Raw genomic sequence first — 18239 nt, 5'->3', positions numbered from 1 at the left:
AAGCATTTATATTTGGTATTTTCTGTCAATGCGTAAGTCCTAAATTTATTTTTACTCAACACTCATTACTCATAACTCATAACTCATTACTCAACTAAGCACTTCTCAAAGCCACAATGGGGTCGAGTTTAGCTGCGCGACGTGCAGGAACAACGCCAAAAAATAAACCAATACCTCCAGAGACACCAACTGCCATAGTAATCGCTACAGGAGAAAGACTCGCTTCTAAAGGTGTCAAGGCTCCCACTAATAGGATGCCACTAATACCAACCGCAGTCCCAACTAAACCGCCAGCTGCGGAAACTATCACTGCCTCAATGATGAACTGTAGCAAAATATCTTGCTCAGTTGCCCCGATCGCTTTTCGCAATCCGATTTCTTGGGTGCGTTCGGTGACGGAAACTAGCATAATATTCATGATGCCGATGCCGCCGACAAATAGGGATATGCCTGCGATCGCAGCTAGCATAATTGTCAATGCACCTGTAATTTGACCGACAGTTTGCAAAGCATCTTTCTGGGTGCGAATAGTAAAGTCATCTTCGCCATTAATTTTGTGCCGTAGACGCAGCAAATTAGTAATTTGAAATTCTGCTGCATCCACGCTATCGGAATCACGAGCGGCAGCAACAAGATAATCTAAAGCAATACCATAAGGAGAATTCTTTCCCACAAGTCGGTTTGCTGAAGTCGTAATCGGTATTAAAGCAGCATCATCATAATCTGCTCCCACGCTGGAACCTTTGGCTATTAACGTCCCAATCACTTGAAAACTGGTATTTCCAACTCGCAATTGCTGTCCTATCGGGTTACTACTACCAAATAGTTTTTCTGCTAAGTCTCCACCCAGCACTATAACTTGGTTACTTCGCTTGATGTCTACCTCAGAGAAAAACCTACCTTTGGCAGTTTCAAAATCCCGCACTGATAGAAAGCTGGGAGTTGTACCAATGATGTTGACATCGGTGTTTCTATTGCGGTATGTAACTACCTGTCTTCTGTTTAACTCTGGCGCAACTCCTACTACTGTTGGTACTTGAGAAGCGATCGCTTCCGCATCTTGCAATACCAGAGTTTTTGGCACTTCAAAGGATATCCGCTGAGTTTCTCGATTACCTGGCAGTACAAACAGTACATTTGGTCCTAGTGACTCCAGCTGTTTATTAACGAACTTTTGCCCACCTTCGCCAATCCCAATCATGGCAATCACTGAGGCGTTGCCAATAACTATACCCAGCATCGTGAGGGCACTACGCAGCTTATTCGATAGCAGAGTTTTCCCCGCCATTTGGACACTTTCTAAAAAATTCATGTCTTAAACAATTACGAATTACGAATTACGAATTACGAATTACGAATTATTCTGTTCTTTCGCTTTTTCAATTTTGTAGTCTTTAGGTGGGTTTACAAAAACGCGATCGCCTTCTTTAATTCCCCCTAAAATCTGAGTTTGATTTTGGATTTGCGCCCCAATTGTAACTTCGCGGAACTGGGGTTTATTGTTTGCATCTGGTATGAGTACCCCAGTTTGACCCTTTTCGGTGACGATTGACACCGTTGGTAACACTAAGGCATTATTAACGCGATCGCCCAAGAAAGTCAGATCCACATTTAAGCCAGAACGCAGTTTATCTATACCAGTATCAAGAGCAACCCGCACCTGGAAGGATGTTACACCTTGTTCCACCACTGCTTCTGGAGCAATCAGGCGCACTTTACCTTTAAAAACTTGATCGGGATAGGCGTCGGCGACAATTTCCACTTGCTGTCCCTGCTTAATTCTGCCAATATCGGCTTCGGGAACTTGGGCTAATACTTCTAAACCCCTTGCTACGGCCACAATTGAACTGGAAGTTGCCGACGCACTAGCAGAAGCAGAAGTTGTGGGTGTGACAAACGCGCCTGGATCGGCATACTTTTGGGTAACAATTCCCGAAAGAGGAGCGCGAATAATAGTCTCATCTAACTGCACTTGCACACCCTTCAATTGAGCCTCAGCGGATGCAACTGCGGCTTGACGCTGGACAATTTCTTCAGAACGGGTGCCATCTTCTAACAGTACCAATGCTGCTCGCGCTTCATTTACAGCGGCTTGACGTTGGTCGATTTCCTCAGTCCGAGTGCCACTTTGGACTAACGACAATCGTTTTTTAGCTTCTTCTAAACTAGCTCTAGCACTTTTGTCGTCGCTGATGGCTTGATCGAGTAATTGTTTTCTCTCTGCTCCCTCTTTATATAAGTATTGATAACGCTTTACCTGTTCACCGGTGTAATTCACCCTTGCTTGAGCCGCATCCACTTGTGATTTAGATTGAGCAATCTCTTGAGGACGATTACCAGCCTTAGCCGCAGCTAGTTGGGCTTGAGCTTGTGCTAATCGCGCCCTAGCTTGAGCGATTTCTTGAGGACGACTACCAGCAACAGCTTGGGCTAACTGTGCTTGACTTTGGGCTAAGTTGGCACGGTACTGGCTCCTTTGAGCCTCAATGCTGGCACTATCCATCCGGGCAAGAATTTGCCCTTGTTGAATGCGATCGCCTTGTTCCACGTATAATTGCGACAGCACACCGGGGTTCTTCGGACTAATATTTACGCTTTGAACTGGCACGACTTTGCCACTAGCTGTAATCCGCAATGTCACATTTTGTGCTGCCACTGGCACAGTTAATTGAGCAATATCTTCTTTGTTTGCCCCTTGATTTATCAAGGTGTAGGTTGTAACTGTACCCACAACCAAAGCACCCCCTGCCATCAGCCCCATCAGCCAGCGTAATGGATACTTAACTTTGCCAATAACTGGAATTTCTATGTACATAGCCATATTAGAGAAGCCTGTAAATCTTGCTATATAAGAGTAGCTTTTAGTTAGATGAAAATTTGAAAATACGGAGTTGTTAAAGCTTTAGGATTAAATTTTTATGAGTCAATTAACAACTAGACGCATAATGTGCTTCATAGTTGCTTAATCTTCCTTCATACTAGGCATTAGTATTTCTGTATGTCTTCACCTGAATGGGTGACTTTAGCCACAATGTATTAGTGCAATCCTGAACCATTCGTGAGATTCTACGGCTTGCAATTCTCACAAATCTAATAGGATTGCTATGGTGCAATCCGGCATTAGTTGCTCTGTATCTTTTTCCCCATTCCCAAGGCAGTTTGTACTTATTGCTGAAATTGGGTTAATAACCAAGCACCAACTTGACTTTGATTTATTTGGCGAGTCTGTCGTAATGCATCGTTTAATAAAGAAATTGCTAATCCTGGTAATACCTGAGATTCTGTAATTCGCCTACTACCTTGGTTCTCAATGGCAAAAGCCATAACTTGGACATTCTGGACATTTAAAATCCAGTATTCTTTCACTCCTAAATCTTCGTACAAAAGCCGTTTTTCACCTTGATCATCAGCAAGTGAAGTATTCGCAACTTCAATAACTAAATCTGGTGGTGGATATAGCAATCCGATTTGAAATCCGAACAGGGTTCATACTGATGCAGCTTGGGAAAATCAAATTCTTGGTGATTGGTGAAGAACTTAAACAGCCAGTTGACAAGAGAAAAAGATTTGCACAAATGCCAATACTTTCTCAAAAAGTTTTTGGTCTGTAACCAAACATCTTCTACAGGATTTTGTTCAGGGGTATTAGGGGCAAATCGAAATTGCAATACTCTTTTTCTCTCAACCATCTGATAATTTCTGTATGTTGTTCTGTTGTTAAATAACTCTTCGCACCTTTATAACCTAACTTGATACCGTCTATTCCTTCAGCTTCAAATCTTTGTTTCCAATTTGTAATACAAGACTTATTCATTCCCACAAGTTTAGTAATCTGAGAGTATGGTTCACCCTGTAACACCATTTTTACTGCTATTGCCCGTTTAAGTTCTCTTGCTTCTGGTTGACTGTGAATGAACTTTGTTAAAATTCCTATTCTGTCTGATTTTTGTTGTTGTTCTAGTAAAAAGTTCTTCATCGGTATAATCTGTCATCAAGGCTTTAGCACAAACGTACCATAAGTTTGTATCTCATTTAGGATTGCTATAGGCGGACAATTTTCAGCCACTTTCCAGATTTATGCCGTGCCATTTCTGCCAAATACCGTAGTTATGGTAAAGTATGTCACACACAAAAGATACAGCAGTCTTGCAGAGAAGTTAAGCAGATTGTACTTAAGTTGCATAATCAAGGAGAATACCCGTCAGAAGCTCGTGTGTCTGAAATAATGACTCATCCTGGATATCTCCGTTACAAACAGGTTCGTGCTGCTTTAAATGAAACACGACGTGAAATTGGAGTGTAAAGCTATTAAACTTAAAAGGGCAGAGTAAGTTGGCTTCTTTCTCTACACCTAGAAAATTGGAAGCATAACTTTGCCGCCCCCTATCGGAACCATAACCTTGCCGTTGCGGCAAAGTTATGGGTAACAGTCACAGTAGCCAGTACTGGTAAGGACATTATCTAAAATGGACGTAACTGGATTCGAACCAGTGACCTCTACGATGTCAACGTAGCGCTCTAACCAACTGAGCTATACGTCCTTAACCACACAATTATTAATAGTAGCATATACTTCTTTGACAAGGCAAGACAAAAGACCAAATTAGGCGAACTCCATGCACCACCCGCTACGAATGAAAGAAAAAAGTCAAATCCTCTTCTCTCTTGCTTCCAGTAAAACTGCCTGATTTTCTGAAAAAGTCTTTAAACTTCTCGAATCCAAAATGCTAATCCTCCTCCACGACCACGAGCCGCGATGAAATCTTCCGTCACTAAAAAGAAGGCAAAGAAGGGTAATTTAGCTATGGGCTGGTTGTAGAAATCTTCTGTTTGAATTTGACCAGCACGGATTGGTCTGTTGTAAACAACACGACCAAACATACTGATAAGCATTTGGTTAAAGTCAAACGCCAATAAATTTTTCTTACCTAAATATTGCACTGGCCCCGTGAGCCTCAATAAAGCTGGGCCAAATTCAACCTGATTATTAATTTCGCCTCTATTTGAATCCTGTTGCAAAGTGGGATTAAAGGAAACATGGATTGCAATAAACTTGGGTACATACAAACCCTTGCCTAATAAAATTCCCCCACGCTTTCTCGCTTTCTTAGTACCAGTAACAAAGCAAAGTTGCCATTTACCGACAAGAGACTCAAACGGATAAGTCAACCGTTGCTGCTTGGCAGCTTTTTCTGCTTGTAGCAACGCAGTTACTAATATTTCAGCACTAGGGTGTGTACCTCTCTCTCCTCGATAGGCAACCGCAGCCTCGGATAGCATAGTCACAAAGTCAAATGTCGTTATAGATATCAAATTAGCCGTCATGAAGGCACTTTAGATTTAACTATTTCTTTACTTTCCTGATAGATTGTAGCGTTCATCTGTTTTGTTTCCTTCTATCTGTAGGTATTTTATAAACAGGACTTACGCACTAGTGCCGCAAGGCGAATTAAAAATTAAAAATGAATATAGCATAAAGGTTTCGTTGATTTGGAATGATTGGTTTATTTCCGCCGTGTTGTACTAGCTTTTAAAAAATTAGGGACAAATGAGTAATCATGAAACACCTTGAAGGTAAAGTGGCGTTGGTCACAGGGGCTACGAGGGGAATTGGTAGGGGAATTGCGATTGGCCTTGGTGAAGCAGGTGCAACTGTATACATTACAGGTCGCAGCCTCAACAACTCTTCCAGTGATGCGGTTTCAGGAAGTCTTGGTGACACTCAATCAGCTATTGAGGAAGTCGGTGGTGTATGCATTCCCGTTCAAGTAGACCATAGCGACGATGAACAGGTACGTTTGCTTTTCGATCGCATTCAAGATGAGCAGGATGGACAACTCGACATACTGGTAAATAATGCTTACTCAGGAGTTCAGGCATTAAGAGACGCTTATGGGCAGCCTTTTTGGGATTGTGAACCAAGTCTTTGGGATGCTAGTAACAACGTTGGTCTTCGTAGCCATTATGTTGCGAGTGTTTTTGCAGCCCGAATGATGACTAAGCGTAATTCTGGACTAATTTGCACCATTTCCTCATGGGGTAGTATGTCTTATATTTTTAATACAGCTTATGGTGTAGGTAAAGCCGCTTGCGATCGCCTAGCTGCTGATATGGCTGTTGAGTTAAAGCCTTATAACGTTGCTTCTGTTTCAATTTGGCCAGGTATTGTTGGTACTGAGCTTTTTTCCCGTTTTGCTTCGGAAATGAATCAAACCAATGCTACTGACCCAAAAAACTCATTAATTAGCGATCGCTATAACTGGGAAACTCCTTTATTAACTGGACGGGTGATTGCTGCACTTGCTTGTGAGGCAAATGTTATGAGCCGTACAGGACGTGTGCAGATTGTTGCTGAACTAGCTAAGAAATATGGAATTGTCGATGAAAATGGCGATCAGCCTGCATCGCTACGTTCTCTACGTTTTGTGCTGCCAGCTGCATTGCCTGTACTAAGACCATACTCATGGCTCATACCTGATATTAAAGTGCCGTGGTCACTGCTATTATTAAATGCTCTCGGTTCGCCTAAAATTTAATTGGTATTGGGCATGGGGCATTGGTCATTGGGCATTGGGGCATACATTTTATAATGCAACAATGAGTCTTTGAACTGGATTAATCCACCTTTGATTCTCGTGAATGAGTCTTTGCACTGGATTAATCCACCTTTGATCCTCGTGAATCAACATACATTCAAAAAGCTTGATATCTCTTTCCTACTTAACTGCTCCTTGCTCCCTTTAAAGTAAAAAAATTTTGTCGCTCTTTCACCAAACAAGCTGTTTGGAATCATAAAACTTTGTATCCTAAATTAATAGGTCTTAATAGTTCTTTTAAAACTGGTGCAAGAAGATTTTAGGTTAATTGTTGATTTAGTTTTAGTTCTAGGCGTTGCAGCCTGTGGCGGATTACTAGCAGCACTTTTGCGACAACCCGTGCTGCTGGGGTATCTCATTGGTGGGATGATCATTGGCCCAGCCGGACTGGGATTGATTAAAGAACTTATTCAAGTAGAGACTCTGGCACAGTTCGGGGTTGCCTTTTTGTTATTTGCCTTGGGTGTGGAATTTTCCTTTGCGGAACTCAAGAAGGTAAAAGCGATCGCTCTTGGTGGAGGTGGACTCCAGATTGCTCTGACGATTTTGGTCACGGTTTTAGTCTGTGGGGTAACAGGAGCCTGGGGAGCCTTACCTGCTAAGGGGATGTTTTTGGGGTGTATTCTTTCCTTGTCTTCTACAGCCGTTGTCCTCAAGTGCTTGATGGAGCGCAACGAGACAGAAACGCCTCATGGCCAGGTGATGCTAGGGATTTTAGTAGTCCAGGACTTGGCGCTGGGACTAATGTTAGCAGTCTTACCAGCCCTCAACCAACCAGCAGAAACCATTGGCATCACCGTGCTGACAGCGCTAGCTTCGATTGGTTTATTTGCCGCTGGCGCAGTAGCAGCAGGAATTTGGCTGATACCACCTTTGTTGCGACTGTTAGCCCGGACTGAAAGCAAAGAACTATTTTTATTAGGGGTTGTAGCTTTATGTTTGGGCATTGCTCTGTTGACAGAGCATTTGGGACTGTCTATTGAAATGGGGGCATTTGTCGCCGGTTTGATGATTTCTGAGGTGGAGTACGCCGATCAAACTCTGACTTATGTCGAACCCCTGCGAGATATCTTTGCCAGTTTATTTTTTGCTGCCATTGGGATGTTAATTGACCCAGTGTTTTTGTGGAACAACCTGGAATTGATTTTGGGGTTAGTGACACTAGTTTTCGTTGGTAAATTTTTGATTATCACACCCTTAGTGAAACTGTTCCGCTATCCTTTGAAAACAGCCATAATCGCCGGTTTGGGATTGGCGCAAATTGGGGAATTTTCTTTTGTTCTCGCTAGTGAAGGGCAGTCTTTGGGGTTAGTGTCCCGACAAATATACTTATTAATTTTGGGAACTACCGCAGTCACTCTCATGCTTACTCCCTTTGTCCTGCGGTTAGTGCCATTTTTATTCAACTTTGCTGAATCAATACCTTGGTTGAAACCATACTTAGAGGAACAAGAGGCGCGGGATGTGTCGGAAGATTTGCCCTTCAAAGACCATGTGGTAGTTTGCGGCTATGGGCGAGTCGGCAAGAATTTGGTGAAATTGTTGCTACAACACGAATTGCCTGTTTTGGTAATCGACCAATCAGAGAGTAGAATTCAGCAGTTGCGTGAGGCTGGGGTGTCTTATGTTTACGGGAATTGCGTCAGTTTACACGTTTTGGAAACTGCTGGCGTGAATCATGCCAAAGGAATGGCGATCGCACTTCCAGATCCCATGAGTACTCGTCTTTGCTTGAAACGCGCTTTGGAATTGCGTCCAGAATTAGATTTGGTTGTCCGTGCTACCCAGGATAAAAATATTGAGGTGCTGTATCAATTAGGAGCTAGGGAAGTTGTGCAACCAGAGTTTGAAGCCAGCTTAGAAATGGCAACCTATTTATTAACTGGCTTAGGCTTGTTGTCGCCAGCTGTCGTCCAACGGGAAATGCAGCAAATCCGCAACGATCATTATTTAGATTTGCGCCCAGAACTTTCTGCAACCGAAGTCGCCCGCGATTTGCGCCAAGCAACTCTCGATTTAAATCAGCGCTGGTATCCTCTTCCAGATAATTCGCCCTTAATTGGTATGAGCATAGAAGAATCAGATATGCGCTACTTAACAGGAGCGAGTTTGATGGCAATTCGCCGCGCTAACGGCGATGAAATCGATTATCCCAGTAATCAAACCAGATTAGAAAAAGGCGATCGCTTACTGGTAGTGGGAGCAGATGAAGAACTGGCGGCTTTGGCAGAATTCGCTAAGGGACAAGCGGCTGTTCCCGGAGAAAATAGTGCTTGTCAGTGGGTTACAGTCAATGCAAATGCACCAACGCTAGGTAAAACCCTTAAAGATTTAGATATCGCCAAGCAATTTGGAGTACAGGTACAGGCGATCCGGCGAGATGGCAAGTTTATCCGCTATCCTGATGGCGGCATGGATTTGCGAGTCAGCGACCAAGTATTGTTATGTGGTGGACTGACAGGTTTGAGTCAATTAGAGCAGTTATTTGCGATCGCCAGTTCAGTACCTTATATCTGATAATGTTGGACAAAAGTTTACGTATTATTACGAAGGTGTCTGCTAATCTACTCTGTAAGCTTTTAGGACAGCCTAGTGTTAGTAATTTAGAAACTCAACTGCATGATAAACAAGTTCAAATTCAGCAGTTGGAAGAGCAAGAAAAGGCGCTTTACCGAGTTATTAGCAAAATTCGAGCTTCTCTTGAGCTAGAAACAATTTTTCGTACAGCTACTAAGGAAACTTGCAAGTTACTCCGTGTTGAACGGATTGCCGTTTATCGTTTTTATGAAAACTGGAGTGGAGAATTTGTCAGCGACTTTGAGTTTGCAGAGACTGGATGGGATGATGTAGAGACATTAGGAAAAAATACAGTTTGGAATGACTCTTATCTACAAGAACATCAAGGTGGAAGGTATCGTAATAATGAAACTTTAATTGCTTCAGATATCTATGCAGCAGGCTTGTCTCAATGTCATTTAGAAATTTTAGAACAGTTCCATATTCAAGCTTATGCAACTGCACCAATATTTGTGGGAAAAAAACTCTGGGGAGTGCTTGCAGCTTATCAGCATTCACAGCCACATGAATGGAAAAAATTAGAAATTCAGTTTCTCTCTCAGATTGCAACGCAATTAGGATTTGCAGTGAAACAAGCAGAATTTTTAGCTCAAGCAGAACAAAAAGCAGCAGAACTGTATAAAGCAAATCAGCAGCAGGAGATTCTGTTTAATTTAGTGGCTGAAATTCGTGAATCTCTAAATCTAGACACCTTGTTTAAGACTACTGTAAGAGAAATTCGTAAGGCTCTCCGTAGCGATCGCGTCAGTATCTTTCGATTTTATCCAGAATCGAACTATACCTCTGGGGAATTTGTCTCTGAGAATGTATTGCCTGACTACGATTCTACGATCGCCATCAAGGTGAGAGATGATTGTTTTGGTGAAAAATATGCACTTGCTTATCACCAAGGGCGTATACAAGTAGTATCAGATGTTTATCAAGCTGGGCTAGAGGATTGCCACATTCAACTGTTAGAGCAATTTCAAATCAAGGCGCAAATTGTTGCACCTCTAATGAAAGGAAAAACTTTATGGGGATTACTATGTGTTCATCAGTGCTATTGTTCCCGTGAGTGGAAAACGTCAGAAATTCAATTCATCCAACAGTTAGCAGCTCAGTTTAATGTAGCGTTAGAACATTCTGAATTATTAGAACAATTCCGTTCTCAAGCTAATCAACTTGCTGAAGCAAACCATGCTTTAGAACTTGCAAATTCTCAGCTAGAAAAAATTAGTAAGCTAGATGCTCTAACCCAAATCGCAAACCGTCATTGTTTTGCTCAATTTTTAGAGAAGGAATGGAATCGATTAAGAATAACTGAAAATTATTTATCTTTAGTTCTATTTGATATTGATTATTTCAAGGATTATAACGATTCTTATGGACATCTAGCCGGGGATGAATGCTTAATACAAGTTGCTCGTGCAGCACAATCTGTATTAAAGCGTCCTACCGATCTACTAGCTCGTTATGGTGGTGAAGAATTTATTGTAATTTTGCCAAATACAAACGAATCAGGTGCGATTAAAGTAACTAAATTGATTCAAAAGTCTATTGAAGAATTAAAGATTCCCCATAATAAGAAGAATAACTTTCAATATTTTGTGACCGTTAGTTTAGGTGTTGCGATTCAAAGACCAACAGATAAAGGTTCATCTCAAGACTTGATTAATGCAGCCGATAAAGCTTTGTATAAGGCTAAAGAACAAGGACGCAATCGGTGGGTTTGTGCTGCAAAACTCTAAGTTCAGTGACGAGGAATAGGGGTTAAGAAAGAGGCAGGGAGCATCTCACTTTTGTAAAAACACGCCTGCCCTGGCGAATGGAATTCGCGGCTATACAAACAAAACCCACCTCCGTGGGTTTCAAATTCTTTCAGTCCGCGTAGGCGGACTTCGTTTGTGTAGCCGCGATTTCTAATCGCTTGGTATATTTGCTTTCGGCTTGATGTAAGCGATCGCTTGTTTCCAAACAGTGCTTTGCTGACTGTTTTCATCAGCAATACAGATGCACTGTGGGTCTTGCCATAAAACCTTTCCTGTCAACACATCACCAGTCAGCAGCTTTAATTCCACTGGTGTTGTTTGTTTAATCAGGTTTTGGACTTGTCTAATACTGGGTAAAGTGGTGTCAAATTCGGTAAGCATTTTTAGTAAAGATGAACCTACAAGGCAAAATAAAGAGTAACTAATCCTTGATAATTCATCCTTGAAGAAATGGCAATCGAATTTACTAAGTATCATGGTCTAGGCAACGACTTTATTTTGATTGACAATCGCTCGTCATCTGAGCCTGTAGTGACTCCAGAGCAAGCCATCAAGTTGTGCGATCGCCACTTTGGCATCGGTGCTGATGGTGTAATTTTTGCCCTACCTGGAGAAAACGGCACTGACTACACCATGCGGATTTTTAATTCCGATGGTTCAGAACCAGAAATGTGTGGCAATGGTATTCGTTGTTTAGCTGGCTTTTTGGCAGATTTAGAAGGGGAATCCCGGAATAAAGATTCATATCGGATTCATACTTTGGGTGGTGTAATGACTCCCCAACTCTTATCTGATGGTCAAGTGAAAGTAGACATGGGTTTACCCAGGTTACTCGCTAGCGAAATTCCGACTAATCTTGCACCCACCCAAGAAAAAGTAATTTCTCTGCCGTTGGAGGTGGCGGGGAAAACTTGGGATGTCACCTGTGTAAATATGGGAAATCCTCACTGCATTACCTTTGTGGAAGATGTTGCAGCAATTGAACTAGAAAGCATCGGCCCAAAGTTTGAGCATCATCCAGCTTTTCCGCAACGCATAAATACCGAATTTATTCAAGTGGTACGCCGTGACTATTTGAAAATGCGGGTGTGGGAACGGGGTGCTGGGATTACATTAGCTTGTGGGACTGGTGCTTGTGCTTCTTTAGTGGCTGGAGTGTTAACTGGAAAATGCGATCGCACCGCGACTATAGAATTACCGGGTGGCCCCTTACAAATTGAATGGTCAGAATTAGACCAACGGATTTATATGACAGGCCCGGCTGAGAAGGTATTTACAGGTAAACTGTAACCGACGTAATTACAAATTGTTTTTGAGGGTTTGTAGTAAGCACTAAAGTCCTTACTACGAACTTTCTAAGATTCACTTTCTGCGGCAGATTTGATGGGGGGATTAACGCTAGATCGGATAGATTCTTTATTAGAAATTGCTAGATATATACCCCCTAAAATTAGAGCCAATCCTAACAAGTTAAAAATACTCAAATTTTCCGAGAAAAGTATCCAAGCAAGAATAGCAACAATCACTGGATTGAGTAACAACAGCAAAGAGATGAATCCTGAAGAAAAAGTTTTCAGGCTGTATACAATTAGCCCATGCCCCAAGGCTTCGCAAATAGCAGCTAGAGCAAATACTACTAACCACCCCGACAAAGTAACTGGGAAAACTTGTTTTTCAAAGATTAGGACTACTGGAATCATCAATGAAGTTGCAATCACGCAGCGCCAAACGAGGATGGTAATAATTGAAAACTTATTGCGGATTTGCTCGATAAGTAGAAAGTTTGCTGCATAAAATATAGATGACATCAGGGCAACAGCATCACCTGTAAAATTATTATTAGACCGTAATAAATCTTCAAATCCAACTGCGATCGCACCCACTATTGCTAATATCAGACCGAGAATAAATTTGCGTCCAAAAATTTGATTAAAAAATAGCCATCCTCCTAATGTAGTAAATAGCGGATTCAGACTACCTAACGCGTTAGCATTAGCAGCACCAGTCTGAGTTAGCGACCAAGTCCAAGATAATCTACCGATTACATGCACTAAACCCACTGCTATTAAGAAAGCTATCTCTTTGATTGGATAACGCTGCTGTGGTAATACAGGTTCATCGTCTTTAATGTGAGTCCGGGCTTGGTTAATTCCACTCCATAATCCAAAGATAATAGTCGCTATCCATAAGCGATTAAATAATGTAGCAACAGCGCTCATTTCGTTAACAGCAATTTTAATAAATATTGCTGTTGAAGACAAAGCTAATAATGCAATTATTACTGTAATTATCGGCAGGATGTTTGAAGCTTTATCAGGTTTTTGCTCTGTTAGGCTTAATTTATTTTCTACCATTTAATTTATATTTATTAAACAAACTGCCAAGTACAAAGGAGCAATCATTAAGTGCAAGTTTACGGAGATTTGGTATTACCATTACTTAGGTAGTAGTGCCATAGAAGTCTTGCAGCTACCGCTCGCCAGGGTCGCCAGTGCTGTGTCATTGCTTCGAGTTGTGCTGGTGTTGGACGTGTCGCCAAGTTTTTGAGTTTGTGTAATGCGATCGCGATCGCTAAATCGCCTTTAGGAAAGACATCAGGACGTTGCAGCGCCATGAGTAAATAAATATCAACTGTCCAGTCTCCGATACCTTTGAGACGCTTTAACTCTGTTCTGATAGTAGTTTCGTCCATTCTTTCCAGCTTGCTTAGATCAAGCTGACCACTTGCGATCGCATTCGCCAACCCACGACAGTATAGAATCTTTTGCCGACTGAATCCAATTCCTCTTAATTGAGCATCATCCAATATTAGAAAGTTTTCTGGCGTTAGAGTTACAACCACGCCACATAATCGGTTAAATACAGCTTTTGCTGCTGCTAAGGAAACTTGTTGTTCCAGAATTATGCACAGAAGCGTTGCAAAACCTGGTTCTCTTGACCAGATTGGTGGAGGCCCCAGTGTCTCTAAAATCCGAGCCAAATCGCTATCAAGTTTGGCAAGCACCATTAAACCACGGGTTAGACTTTCTTCAGTTAACGATGCTAGTTCAGGTGTTGGAGTCATCTTTGAGAAATTTCGATTCTTGTGTAAGCAGTTTTTGTTTGCGCTCAATTCCCCAGTGATAACCGCCAAGACTACCATCACTCCGCAGCACACGGTGACAGGGTACAATCAACGCTGTTGGATTAGCTCCACAAGCATTTGCCACCGCGCGGACTGCTTGGGGTTTGGCAATATCACGGGCAATATCGGTATATGTGCGCGTTTCGCTGTATGGAATTTTTTGTAATGCTTGCCAAACCTGTTTCTGAAATGCTGTCCCACGGACATCAAGTGGTAAATCGAGATGTGTTTTATCTCCCGCAATCAAGTCGAGGATTGCTTGTATCCAGTCTTTGTGTGTGTGATCATCACGCATGATGTGCGCTTGGTGAAATTCTTGATTCAAAATGTCTTCAAGCTTGTCTGCTTCATCACCTAGTTTAACGGCGCAAATACCCTTCTCTGTTGTTGCCACCAGCAAATATCCTAGTAGACATGGAGCGATCGCATAGACAATGCTGATTGTCTTTCCAGCTTGTTGGTAAATCTTTGGTGTCATTCCCAGTTGTTTAGGTGCTTTCTCATACAATTGGCTACTTGAACCATACCCCGTATCGTAAACTGCATCAGCAATTTCTTCCCCTAACTGGAGACGCTGTTTCAATCGCTGGCTACGCAGCGCATCTGCATATTGAAAAGGCGATATGCCAATTATTTGCTTAAATATTCTTTGCAGATAGCTGGGACTCATTTCCACCTGAGAGGATAATTGTGAGAGAGTTGGAATGTGGTCAACTTGTGCTTCAATATATCGACATACTACTAAAACTTTCGCTTTGGCTGTATTTGGAAGTGTTTCAGATTGTGGCTGACACCGCTTACAAGCTCGAAAACCTGCAATTTCAGCATCTTGTACCGACTGGAAAAAACAAATTTGATTGCGATTTGGTCTGCGACTAGGGCAAATAGGTCGGCAATAAATACCTGTAGAGCGAACACCATAAAAAAGCTTACCTTCAAAAGTGGGATCTCGATTGAGAACTGCTTGCCAAAGAGTTTGTTCTAAAAGTTGTATCTGTTGTAATTGCATTCATGTCTCCTTCAATCTATTGCAAAGTATCCCTACTTTGGAGCGCTCATTATTAGTTTTTGGCTTTAGGTAAAACTAGATTAGATGTATCTATAAACTACTTTCTATCTAATTGTTGCGATCAAAGTTGATTATCTCAATTTTTTAATGTACCAACTCGCTGAACAGGTGTTCACTACTCGATGAAACCGGGAACCTTAAATGAGGTCAACACAACGGAGTTTTTATGAGTGGTGGTATTTACCTGATTCAGATCAAAAATATCCCCAACTTCTTTAATAAGTCGGGAAACTGCGGTTTGCAATTCTCACAAATCAAAAAGCTCACTCAGCCAGAAGTCGCAGTGGCGGCTTAGTCCGCCAAGCGTCAAGGGCGATCGCTAACTCAGCATTCCTAAACTGATTCGTTCTTTGACAAATGGTTCACCCGATTGGGTGAATGCGATCGCATCATCCAGAACTACTCTGAAAGTAGAGCCACTTTTTCTGCTGTTAGTGATTATGCCGACAGCTAAAAATCTCTCACAATGGCTATGATTGCCTTGAATATTATGCCAATTGCTTATATATCAAAGGGTCTAAGAGTGGATGAAATTGTAAAATCAGCGTATAAACCAGATTTTCAACCAGAGAATATCACTCTGTTGGACACAATTGCTGCCAATTTACCGGGGATGATTTTCCAAATTCTGCAACGGCAGGATGATTCTATATTTATCCCTTATATTAGTTTTGGTTGTAAATATTTGTATGAATTAGAACCAGAAGCTATACAGGCAGACTTTCAGGTGCTATATAAACTGATTCATCCACAGGATATAAAAGCTTTTGCAGAATCTATTGCTGTTTGTCGCACCACTTTTACACCTTGGCATTGGGAAGGTCGAATTATTACGCCTAGTGGCAAACTGAAGTGGATTCAAGGTACTTCACAACCGGAACTACAAGCCAATGGTGATTTTCTTTGGAATGGCTTGGTCATGGATATTACAGACCGGAAACAAGCCGAAGAAAAATTGCAAGAAAGTGAGGCGCGGTATAAAGCAATTTTGGATGCTATCCCCGATTTGATGTTTCGCATCAGCCGCGATGGCGAGTATTTAGATTTGAAAAGTGAAGGAGCAAATGTCACTCTTTCGAGAGAAGAAATAGTTGGAAAACATGTGCAAGAGTTATTGCCTAGTGATGTTGCAGCCATTAGCCAAGTAGCGATCGCTAAAACTTTAGATTCTGGAACTTTACAAACTTGCGAATATCAGCTACCAACGCCTTTGGGAATCAGAAATTATGAGGCGCGTTTGGTCGTGAGTGGTGAAGATGAGGTACTAGCAATTGTCCGAGATATCACAGATCAGAAACAAGGAGAAGTCGCTTTACAAAATCTTGCCCAAAAATTTGCTAAAGCTTTTAGTTGCAGCCCCGATTCAATTACCATTAGTACGCTACAAGAAGGACGCTTCATCGAAGTTAACGACAGTTTTGTAAAACTTTCAGGTTATGAGCGAGAGGAAGCGATTGGTAAAACTTCTTTTGAGTTAAATCTTTGGGTAGACGATCGCGATCGCCTGAATTTGTTACAGCAGTTGCAAGGCACGGGAGTTGTTCGCAACTTAGAATTTGAATTTCGGCAAAAGTCTGGCGAGATCATTACAACGCTGCTTTCAGCCGAGGTGATTGATTTAGATGGTATACCTTCCATCCTGGCAGTGCATCACGACATTACAGAACGCAAACAGGTAGAAGCACAATTCCGCCTTTGTGCCCAACGCGATCGCTTGTTGGCAGAAACCCTAGTGCGAATTCGGTCTTCGCTGAACTTAGAGCAAATTCTTCAAACCACCGTGACGGAAGTTAGACAATTTCTGCAAGCAGATCGAGTTTTCATTAGTTTAAATAATGCCAATTTAGGAATCAGAACTCTTGCCGAATCAGTAGATCCCAAATATCCATCAGTCTCAGGTTGGTCTACTAATGATGAAGCTTATCTAAAAGAAGTGCGAAATTTACTAAAAGATAATTTTGTGCGTGTCGTTGAAGACATAACGCAAATGACAGTATCTCCCAAAGTCAAAGCACACTGTCAAAAATTCCAAACGAAGGCTAGCTTGGCTGTACCAATTATGCTAGATGATGAATTATTTGGGGCGTTAATTGCCAATCAATGCTCAGGTTCGCGTCATTGGCTGCCGATAGAAATTGATTTGTTACAGCAGATGTCAGAACAGGTTGCGATCGCCATTCAGCAAAGCCAGATATGCCAAAAACTAGCAGAACTCAACACTAATTTAGAACACCAAGTAGAAGAACGGACGGCACAGTTAGAGCAGAAAATGCAAGAAGTTGAAAAATTGCATCGCGTCAAAGATGTAGTGTTGCATACAGTTGCCCACGATTTACGAACTTCGGTAATGGGTAACTTAATGGTGTTGAAGAATTTGTTAAATCAGGGAGTGGGGCAGGGGCAGGGGAGCATGGGAGCAGAGGAGCAGGGGAGCAGGGGAGCAATTACAGCAAGTCTTTCCCCTCTGCCCCCCATCTCCTCTGCCCCTCTGCCTCTTTCCCATGTCCAATCTTCAATCCCAATATCTCGCTCAATTATCGAGCGGATGATTCAAGGCAACGATCGCCAACTAACAATGATTAACTCATTGCTAGAAATTAATTCTTGTGAAAAACAGGGTCTTGAGATCAAACTCGAACCTGTGCAACTTAGCACCCTACTGGGAGGAACATTCGCCGAGTTGGAACCCATGCTGACACAAAATCAAGCGACTCTGAAGAACTTGGTTCCGGCAGATTTACCATTAGTAATGGCAGATGGGACTAGGTTGCAGAAAGTTTTGGCAAATTTAATCACACATGGCTTGCAAAATAATCCACCAGGATTAAATTTTACCCTGAGTGCCACCCTTGAGGCGGGAATGATTCGCACTCAGATTCAAGATGACGGTGTGGGAATGAGTAAAGTAGAATGCGATCGCCTTTTCGATCTCCATGTCCGCGATCCCCAAGACTGTTGCTCTACAAGCATTGGCTTAAAAATGTATCTTTGTCGGAAATTTATTAAGGCACATGGCGGCGAAATCGGTGTTATTAGTAACCGCAAGCGCGGGTTAACTTTCTGGTTTACACTACCTTTGGCAACTTCATCCGCAACAAATCGCCCATAAATCACCAAAAAATGAG

General features: G+C 42.0%; 17 protein-coding genes and 1 tRNA gene. 7 read left to right on the top strand and 11 right to left on the bottom strand.

Translation table 11 applies throughout. From position 1 onward, the window contains the following. Positions 1-94: 94 nt before the first annotated feature. The 7 genes from ACWATR_RS15275 to ACWATR_RS15245 form a co-directional block, all read right to left on the bottom strand. A complete protein-coding gene (locus tag ACWATR_RS15275; RefSeq protein ID WP_460333818.1) occupies positions 95-1312 on the bottom strand; it encodes an ABC transporter permease in 1218 nt (405 codons plus the stop codon). Between the two features lie 39 nt (positions 1313-1351). Continuing rightward, positions 1352-2821 (bottom strand): efflux RND transporter periplasmic adaptor subunit, encoded by a 1470-nt coding sequence (locus tag ACWATR_RS15270; protein ID WP_460333815.1) that lies wholly within the window; start codon positions 2819-2821, stop codon positions 1352-1354. A 344-nt stretch (positions 2822-3165) separates the two neighbouring features. Continuing rightward, the gene (locus ACWATR_RS15265; RefSeq protein ID WP_460333812.1) at positions 3166-3462 is read right to left on the bottom strand and encodes a Uma2 family endonuclease; all 297 of its coding nucleotides are present in this window, start codon (positions 3460-3462) and stop codon (positions 3166-3168) included. 160 nt (positions 3463-3622) lie between these two features. Beyond that, positions 3623-3976 carry a helix-turn-helix domain-containing protein gene (locus tag ACWATR_RS15260; protein WP_460333809.1) on the bottom strand — a complete coding sequence of 118 codons (354 nt, stop codon included), beginning with the start codon at positions 3974-3976 and terminating at the stop codon, positions 3623-3625. A 196-nt stretch (positions 3977-4172) separates the two neighbouring features. Next, positions 4173-4415 (bottom strand): hypothetical protein, encoded by a 243-nt coding sequence (locus ACWATR_RS15255; protein ID WP_460333806.1) that lies wholly within the window; start codon positions 4413-4415, stop codon positions 4173-4175. A gap of 52 nt (positions 4416-4467) precedes the next feature. Further along, positions 4468-4541: transfer RNA gene (locus ACWATR_RS15250), tRNA-Val, on the bottom strand. A 163-nt stretch (positions 4542-4704) separates the two neighbouring features. After that, a complete protein-coding gene (locus tag ACWATR_RS15245; RefSeq protein WP_460333803.1) occupies positions 4705-5325 on the bottom strand; it encodes a hypothetical protein in 621 nt (206 codons plus the stop codon). Positions 5326-5558: 233 nt separating this feature from the next. On the opposite strand from ACWATR_RS15245, the gene ACWATR_RS15240 reads away from it, so the two are divergent. From ACWATR_RS15240 to ACWATR_RS15230, 3 genes are all read left to right on the top strand, one after another. Further along, positions 5559-6536 carry an SDR family NAD(P)-dependent oxidoreductase gene (locus tag ACWATR_RS15240; protein ID WP_460333800.1) on the top strand — a complete coding sequence of 326 codons (978 nt, stop codon included), beginning with the start codon at positions 5559-5561 and terminating at the stop codon, positions 6534-6536. Between the two features lie 306 nt (positions 6537-6842). Continuing rightward, entirely contained in the window at positions 6843-9113 is a 2271-nt protein-coding gene (locus tag ACWATR_RS15235; protein WP_460333797.1) for a cation:proton antiporter domain-containing protein, read from the top strand. Further along, positions 9041-10900, top strand: coding sequence for a diguanylate cyclase domain-containing protein (locus tag ACWATR_RS15230; RefSeq protein WP_460333794.1), 1860 nt, complete (start codon positions 9041-9043; stop codon positions 10898-10900). The genes ACWATR_RS15235 and ACWATR_RS15230 overlap by 73 nt, the downstream gene beginning before the upstream one ends. Positions 10901-11071: 171 nt before the next feature. Here ACWATR_RS15230 and ACWATR_RS15225 read toward each other — a convergent pair whose 3' ends face one another. Further along, complete coding sequence (locus tag ACWATR_RS15225; protein ID WP_460333791.1) at positions 11072-11302, bottom strand: Hfq-related RNA-binding protein; 231 nt, start codon at positions 11300-11302, stop codon at positions 11072-11074. A gap of 69 nt (positions 11303-11371) precedes the next feature. Here ACWATR_RS15225 and dapF point away from each other — a divergent pair, with 69 nt between their 5' ends. Continuing rightward, entirely contained in the window at positions 11372-12211 is an 840-nt protein-coding gene (gene dapF / locus ACWATR_RS15220; RefSeq protein WP_460333788.1) for a diaminopimelate epimerase, read from the top strand. 65 nt (positions 12212-12276) lie between these two features. Here dapF and ACWATR_RS15215 read toward each other — a convergent pair whose 3' ends face one another. From ACWATR_RS15215 to ada, 3 genes are read right to left on the bottom strand one after another with little or no spacing between them, the layout of a single operon-like run. After that, on the bottom strand, positions 12277-13275 hold the full coding sequence (locus ACWATR_RS15215; RefSeq protein ID WP_460333785.1) for a DMT family transporter: 999 nt from the start codon (positions 13273-13275) through the stop codon (positions 12277-12279). Between the two features lie 59 nt (positions 13276-13334). After that, on the bottom strand, positions 13335-13985 hold the full coding sequence (locus ACWATR_RS15210; RefSeq protein WP_460333782.1) for a DNA-3-methyladenine glycosylase family protein: 651 nt from the start codon (positions 13983-13985) through the stop codon (positions 13335-13337). Beyond that, positions 13969-15054: a bifunctional DNA-binding transcriptional regulator/O6-methylguanine-DNA methyltransferase Ada gene (gene ada / locus ACWATR_RS15205; RefSeq protein WP_460333779.1), complete on the bottom strand. Its 1086-nt coding sequence runs from the start codon at positions 15052-15054 to the stop codon at positions 13969-13971. The genes ACWATR_RS15210 and ada overlap by 17 nt, the downstream gene beginning before the upstream one ends. Positions 15055-15280: 226 nt before the next feature. Between ada and ACWATR_RS15200 the strand changes: the two genes are divergently transcribed. From ACWATR_RS15200 to ACWATR_RS15190, 3 genes are read left to right on the top strand one after another with little or no spacing between them, the layout of a single operon-like run. Then, on the top strand, positions 15281-15409 hold the full coding sequence (locus tag ACWATR_RS15200) for a hypothetical protein (protein ID WP_460333776.1): 129 nt from the start codon (positions 15281-15283) through the stop codon (positions 15407-15409). 55 nt (positions 15410-15464) lie between these two features. Then, entirely contained in the window at positions 15465-15590 is a 126-nt protein-coding gene (locus ACWATR_RS15195; protein WP_460333773.1) for a hypothetical protein, read from the top strand. Then, positions 15581-18223, top strand: coding sequence for a sensor histidine kinase (locus ACWATR_RS15190; RefSeq protein WP_460333770.1), 2643 nt, complete (start codon positions 15581-15583; stop codon positions 18221-18223). The genes ACWATR_RS15195 and ACWATR_RS15190 overlap by 10 nt, the downstream gene beginning before the upstream one ends. Positions 18224-18239: the final 16 nt, after the last annotated feature.

This window comes from Nostoc sp. UIC 10890, assembly GCF_054786515.1.
The sequence above is the reverse complement of the archived record's forward strand: the minus strand, read 5'-3'. Positions and strand labels throughout refer to the sequence as shown.